Below are 5,167 nucleotides of genomic sequence, written 5' to 3'. Positions count from 1 at the left end.
CGCAAGAACAGCTCTTGGCGCGACTTGTTCCTTTCGGTGCTGATTTGAACGATTTCGTAGATCCGCGGGGGACCCTCGCTGGCTCTCCTTAGCTGGTGGCGCCCTTTTTGTTTCGAGACTGTCTCCGCCCGCTGGCTTTTTGCCGCGGGCTTTCTCGTTTGGATCAAATCTTGCAACCGGGGCCGGGATTGCCTCAGGTTCGGTCGCGGCGGAGGAAGCAGCCATACCCTTCTCATCGATGAACGACCCCGTTGATCTGGCTCGGGCGCAGGCGGCTTTGGAGACGGCGTGGAACGAAATCAGGCCTACAGTTGCCGCTGAGGATGCTGCGAAGGAGCGGGCGAAGCTGGCCTATATCGTGGCGGGCCTGGTTGCCGTTGTGGAAGACAGGAAGAATCTGCGGAAACGCGTCGTTGAGCGATACCAACAAACATCACTCGCTTAGAGATCGGTTTGGCGCTCTCCAGAAGGCGCTTGGCGGGCGAGGCGGCAAGCGCTCGGCAGCGAGCGCGATGCTCTATGCCTTCGACCTGCTTTATCTCAACGGCCACGACCTCCGTTCACTCAGCCTCGATGAGCGCCGGGCGATGTGGGAGGATGGTCTCGTCTCCCAGCCGCACGGCTCGATCCGGCTCAGCCAGGAGATCAACACGGAGGGCGCTCCGTTTCTCAAGCTCGCCTGCGAGCTGGGCCTTGAGGCATCATGGCCAAACGCCGATCGGCCCCTTATCGATCAGGACGGGGCGGCGAATGGCTCAAGATCAAGTGCGTCCAGTCTCCATCATCGGATACGAACCCTCGACCGCGGCACTCGGCGGGATTGGCCGGCTGCTGCTGGCCGCTCGCAAAGCCGGCAAGCTGGTCTATGTCGGCAGCGTCGGCACCGGCTTCAGCCACACCAGCGCGACGGCAGTGCGCAAGCAGATGGACGAACTCGTTATCCTGAAGCCGGCGATCAGCCGGAGTGGGCGTCGCCAGGCCTATCGCTGGTTAAAGCCGGCGCTGGTGGCGGAAGTCGAGTTCCGTGCGTGGACCGACGACCTCAAGCTTCGACACGCGTCGTTCAAGGGCCTGCGCGAGGATGCCGATGTCGCTGAGGTCTTCGAGCTGACCTAAATCCTGATGCGGCCTGCCCACGTCCTCAGCCTGGCTCGGCCTATTTTTGCGGAGGTACCGGTCCTTCAGCCAGCGTGTCTTCGCCAAAWCCGCACGATGGCGCGTCGTCGATTTCGCATCTGCCGATCACGAGCAGGGCGCCGTCAGGGCCGCGCACGGAGTAATGCTGCTCACCATTACAGTTCGGCAAAAGCTGAATCATCTCGAAAGGGCCAGGCGGAGCGCACCGGCAAAGTTGCGCTGGAGATCGACAAAATCCCCCAGTTGATACTCCGCCCCGATCACGATTTTTCGCGCTGTGGCCTCAGACTTAGTCGGACGCACTCCGGCCCRGCGCCGTTTCAGGGAGGGCCATCGCCACGCATCGTGGCGAGCGAATCCTCGTAGACCTTCACGGCGTCGGCGATTGCCGCCATCTCGTTCCCTTGCCGCCGTTGGTGAAGCCCATGAGTTCCTGCGCGCGATCGAGGGCGGCGCGCAGTTCCTCTTCGTTGCGGATCATCAATCGGCTCATGGGTGCTTAAGGGGCTCAGTAGCGCTTCGTTCCCAGCCCCTGCACCCGGTATAACCGTCGCGCCGATGGTGACGCCTTATCTACATTTTGTAGACGGCGACGTTTGCCCGGCCTAACCTCGATTTGCCGAGACTCGGCAGGAACGCCACCGCTGCACAGCCTCCCAGCCAAGCCTCAGCGGTGGCGTTTTGCTGTGTGCCTCCCGCCGCATGGGAGCCACCGCCAAGCGCCTTTAGAACATGATCGGCATCATTGAGCCGACCGCGCAATTGCAGCGCAATCCGCGCGCTGCATTGGTGTTAGAGCGCGTTGCGTCCGCTGCTTGTTGCTTTGCGCCAAAAGGTTGCTTGCCCCTGCTCCGGGGGGATTTATCGACGCGCGCTGCCTCGCCCCATAGCCTGTGCCGTGCTCAGGTTATGATTGCGAAGCGGGCCGGGGGCGGTTGGCAACCTTGTTATTCCTTGTCAGACGCGATGCAGTCTTCTCTCGCACCGCTCCGCCCCGCTGCCTGCTCCGCACACTCCCTTACCCATGGAGTGCTCCGTTGCCCCGACCGCTCCCTTCACACGAGAGGGGTCACAGGACCGATCCCGGCTCTTTCGGCCAGTCCTTATGCGCCTGCGCCACGATCTCATCCGCGATACTCCGCGCATGGCGAAGCGCCTGTGCGGCTATGACCTCGATGACAAGGGGCCAATCCTCCTGGCGAGCGCCCGAGGCCACGACTTGCCCGATCAAAACCTCAAGCGTCATCGCGATTTCAAGCGTGGTTTTGCCCAGGTGCGGCAGCGCCGCTTGGGCGCGTTCTAGGGCGCGCTCGTGTTCGATTTCTTCCGGGGTCATTGGGCCGCCTCCTCTACCGGAGTGATTAGCCAGAGCATCTCGTTTACACCGAGAGTGTCAGATCCGGGATTCGCGCAACGGATGTTATGGAACATGCCGAGGGCGCAGACTTGGCTTTTGTGCCGCACTCATTCAATGGTTGCGTGATTCATCATTGAATGATCGGAGCCGCAATGCCGAGTTTCGACCAGATCCCCGAAAATGATCGACAGCCGCGCCGTGCGCAATCTGGTCGMGGCMCAGGCGGTTCGGGGGGCGACCGTGMTCGGCCGACCGGGSGGCTGGGCCGTGCTGGTGCGCTATGGTGCGCTTGAGCGGGCGGTSGCCTCGACGCGCCGGCAGTTGCGGATCTGGCGCCACCTCMACAGCGCCGCCGCCTTCGTCCAGCAGGAACTCGGCCTTGCCCRCTTCGATGTCGATGCCAGCGGCCACGACCCGGCGGGTGGCTACCGTCGACCCGATCAGGCCGAGCGCCTGAGGCACCAGCGCGAGGTGGCCGAGCGTGCGCTCTGGTTTTGGGCTTCCTCCGGGTGACCTCCGGCCTTTGTCCGGGTGGTCGGTCAGAGGCTGGGTCGGCCCAGGCGATGAGCGTCCATTTTGGACAGCGGCCGGCCGGGGTTCAATTGGAGAAAGTTGTGACCTTCACGACCTTGCCGATGGCGTCGTAGGTGGTCCATTCCCCGACCTGTTTTCCGCTCTTGAAGTGGCCTGAGCGCAATTTGCTACCATCCAGCCTGAACCACTCCCAGTACCCTTCAAGCTCACCGTCCATCATGCGGCCCTTGGCTTTGACGCTCCCGTCCTTGTGGCGGTCAATTCTTTCTCGCATGCCTTCCCGCCTCCGATAGCAAACAGCCCGGCCGATGCGCCGGGCTGTTTTCTATTCATTCGCCTCCCGAATTGAAGGCCGAGCTTCGACGCCAGGCGCTGGGCCACAGGTCGTGACAGGATTAAACTCGAAAGCTGCCGACAGCAGTTCAGACGATTGTGCTCACCCTAATCAATCAAGTCATCATCCCATGGCGTTTGCCCATGGCAAGCTCGCCGGCTCTCTCTGAAATCGCACCGACGCGGTCGGCGACCGCGAGTCCAACCTGACGCTGAGCCAGAAGCGGGCCGATGCGGTTTGCGACGCTCTGATCACCACACTCGGCATCGCCCCGCCGGGATTGTCTAGTCGGCCTCGTCGAAGAGCAGGGGAACCAATAATGGGTATGGCTGTTGCGCATCCGCACTAGTGGTCAAACTTCTTTCACCCATAGTTAGATTGATCCCAACGAGGGGCGAGGACGAATCAATGAAAAAGTTTCTGGTGTTGACCGTATCTGTTGCGCTGATGGGCGTCGGAGGATGTGCTGCGATCGGCAAGGGCAAAGGCAAAGCCCCRCCGCCRGTTTCTGCTCCGATCGTTACGAAGGGSTAGCACATCTCGATAGAAAACGGCCGATCAAATCGGCCGTTTTCTTACTCTGAATTGAGTTCCTCTGGTACTTCAAARACACGGCKGCSKCGATAGCTGTGCCGCGGCGGCTTCTTGYGGAGCGGAGTTATGCGATGYGGTKTRGTCTRAACCATCGAGCGCYCTCTTGGGCTTTCATAGTTTGCGCTGTGGGACTTTTTTGCGGGTTTGGGCCGCGACCAACCCATGCACGAGATCGTGCTGCGCTCTCTCCCGGCCACGAGGTGGCCGCCGCGCTGAACTCAGCCGGCAAGGGACAACATCACACATCTCGACGAGAAGCTGACCAGCGAGCCGGGCAGTATTTCGTGGAGTTCCGGTCGCGCTACGCCCTCAGCTATGGCCATACCTTTCTYGTYCATGGCCGGTTGAACGCCAGAGGCGAGGTAGGTCAGGTCACGGCGGACCAGGTCGCCGGATTACACCCGGCAGGAGAAGGTCCGCAACTTTGGTCCGTCGGGCATGTTGTTCCTGTTCCATCTGAAACGGGCCCCAGCGACGGCGACCTGGAAGATGAATACATCTCGGCGCGCTTCAGGGTCGTCATGGACGAGGCTCAGTACCGTCGCGTTGCAGCGTATATTAGAGACAAGCAAGAGACCTCCCCGATGTGGCATGCCGTTCTCAATAACTGCAACAGGTGGGTCGGGGAGGTCGCGCAGTTCATGGGACTGGAGGCGCCTAGCAACACGCTGCTCTATCCGGCCGACTACATCGCCAGTCTTCGGGCTCTCAACAATGGAAAGGTCAAGGAGGTCGAATTCACCTCCGACCGCGTTCAATAACGAGAGCCTTTTTCGCTTTCACGCGCTTGCTGGGTCGTCCCCGACGGGCGGCTAGCAAACCGAACTCACCCAGCAATCAGCGCAGAACGAGAACTGGGGTTCCGACCGCAACGCAAAATACGCAGGTGCTGCAGCCAGTGTGCGGATTAATACCGCGAACGTCGTGGGTCGGAAAACCTCAGTTCGGGTGCCCCGATGAATTCCATTGCAGCGACTGACTCTTGAAGGAACCGGGGGACATAAGGGGCGTCCCTCCTTCGACGTTTCCTCCCTAGACTTGTGCGCATCATCCTTCGGTTGGCGGCGCCCTTTTTGCATGGAAACCTACTGTGAGCTGCGGCTGCGGAAAGGCGTCCAAATTGGCGAGTATTCATCTCGGTTTTGCCGCGGCGCTTGGAGTGGTCGCTTGGCTCATCTTCGATGTGTTTACGGGACTGTTGACCTCTTCGC

5 protein-coding genes are annotated in these 5,167 nt (G+C 61.0%); 3 read left to right on the top strand and 2 right to left on the bottom strand.

What is annotated here, in order from left to right; genetic code table 11:
- Positions 1 to 750: 750 nt before the first annotated feature.
- Entirely contained in the window at positions 751 to 1,116 is a 366-nt protein-coding gene (locus tag AC1DVA_RS26210; protein ID WP_476807825.1) for an ATP dependent DNA ligase, read from the top strand.
- A 1,090-nt stretch (positions 1,117 to 2,206) separates the two neighbouring features.
- Here AC1DVA_RS26210 and AC1DVA_RS26205 read toward each other — a convergent pair.
- Positions 2,207 to 2,473, bottom strand: a complete 267-nt coding sequence (locus tag AC1DVA_RS26205) for a hypothetical protein (RefSeq protein WP_476807824.1) — start codon at positions 2,471 to 2,473, stop codon at positions 2,207 to 2,209.
- 261 nt (positions 2,474 to 2,734) lie between these two features.
- On the opposite strand from AC1DVA_RS26205, the gene AC1DVA_RS26200 reads away from it, so the two are divergent.
- A complete protein-coding gene (locus tag AC1DVA_RS26200) occupies positions 2,735 to 3,007 on the top strand; it encodes a hypothetical protein (protein WP_476807823.1) in 273 nt (90 codons plus the stop codon).
- Positions 3,008 to 3,092: 85 nt separating this feature from the next.
- On the opposite strand, the gene AC1DVA_RS26195 is transcribed toward AC1DVA_RS26200, so the two are convergent.
- The gene (locus tag AC1DVA_RS26195; RefSeq protein WP_476807822.1) at positions 3,093 to 3,302 is read right to left on the bottom strand and encodes a toxin-antitoxin system YwqK family antitoxin; all 210 of its coding nucleotides are present in this window, start codon (positions 3,300 to 3,302) and stop codon (positions 3,093 to 3,095) included.
- An 854-nt stretch (positions 3,303 to 4,156) separates the two neighbouring features.
- Between AC1DVA_RS26195 and AC1DVA_RS26190 the strand changes: the two genes are divergently transcribed.
- Positions 4,157 to 4,717, top strand: a complete 561-nt coding sequence (locus AC1DVA_RS26190; RefSeq protein WP_265050158.1) for a hypothetical protein — start codon at positions 4,157 to 4,159, stop codon at positions 4,715 to 4,717.
- The last annotated feature ends 450 nt before the right edge of the window (positions 4,718 to 5,167 follow it).

Source organism: Allobosea sp. P4_C6, from assembly GCF_056402015.1.
This window is presented reverse-complemented; position numbering and strand designations above follow the sequence as displayed.

What these genes read in the sequence shown, in the direction of transcription:
- AC1DVA_RS26210 (WP_476807825.1), top strand. Translation starts at nt 751, where the DNA reads ATGGCTCAAGATCAAGTGCGTCCAGTCTCCATCATCGGATACGAACCC.
- AC1DVA_RS26205 (WP_476807824.1), bottom strand. Translation starts at nt 2,473, where the DNA reads ATGACCCCGGAAGAAATCGAACACGAGCGCGCCCTAGAACGCGCCCAA.
- AC1DVA_RS26195 (WP_476807822.1), bottom strand. Translation starts at nt 3,302, where the DNA reads ATGCGAGAAAGAATTGACCGCCACAAGGACGGGAGCGTCAAAGCCAAG.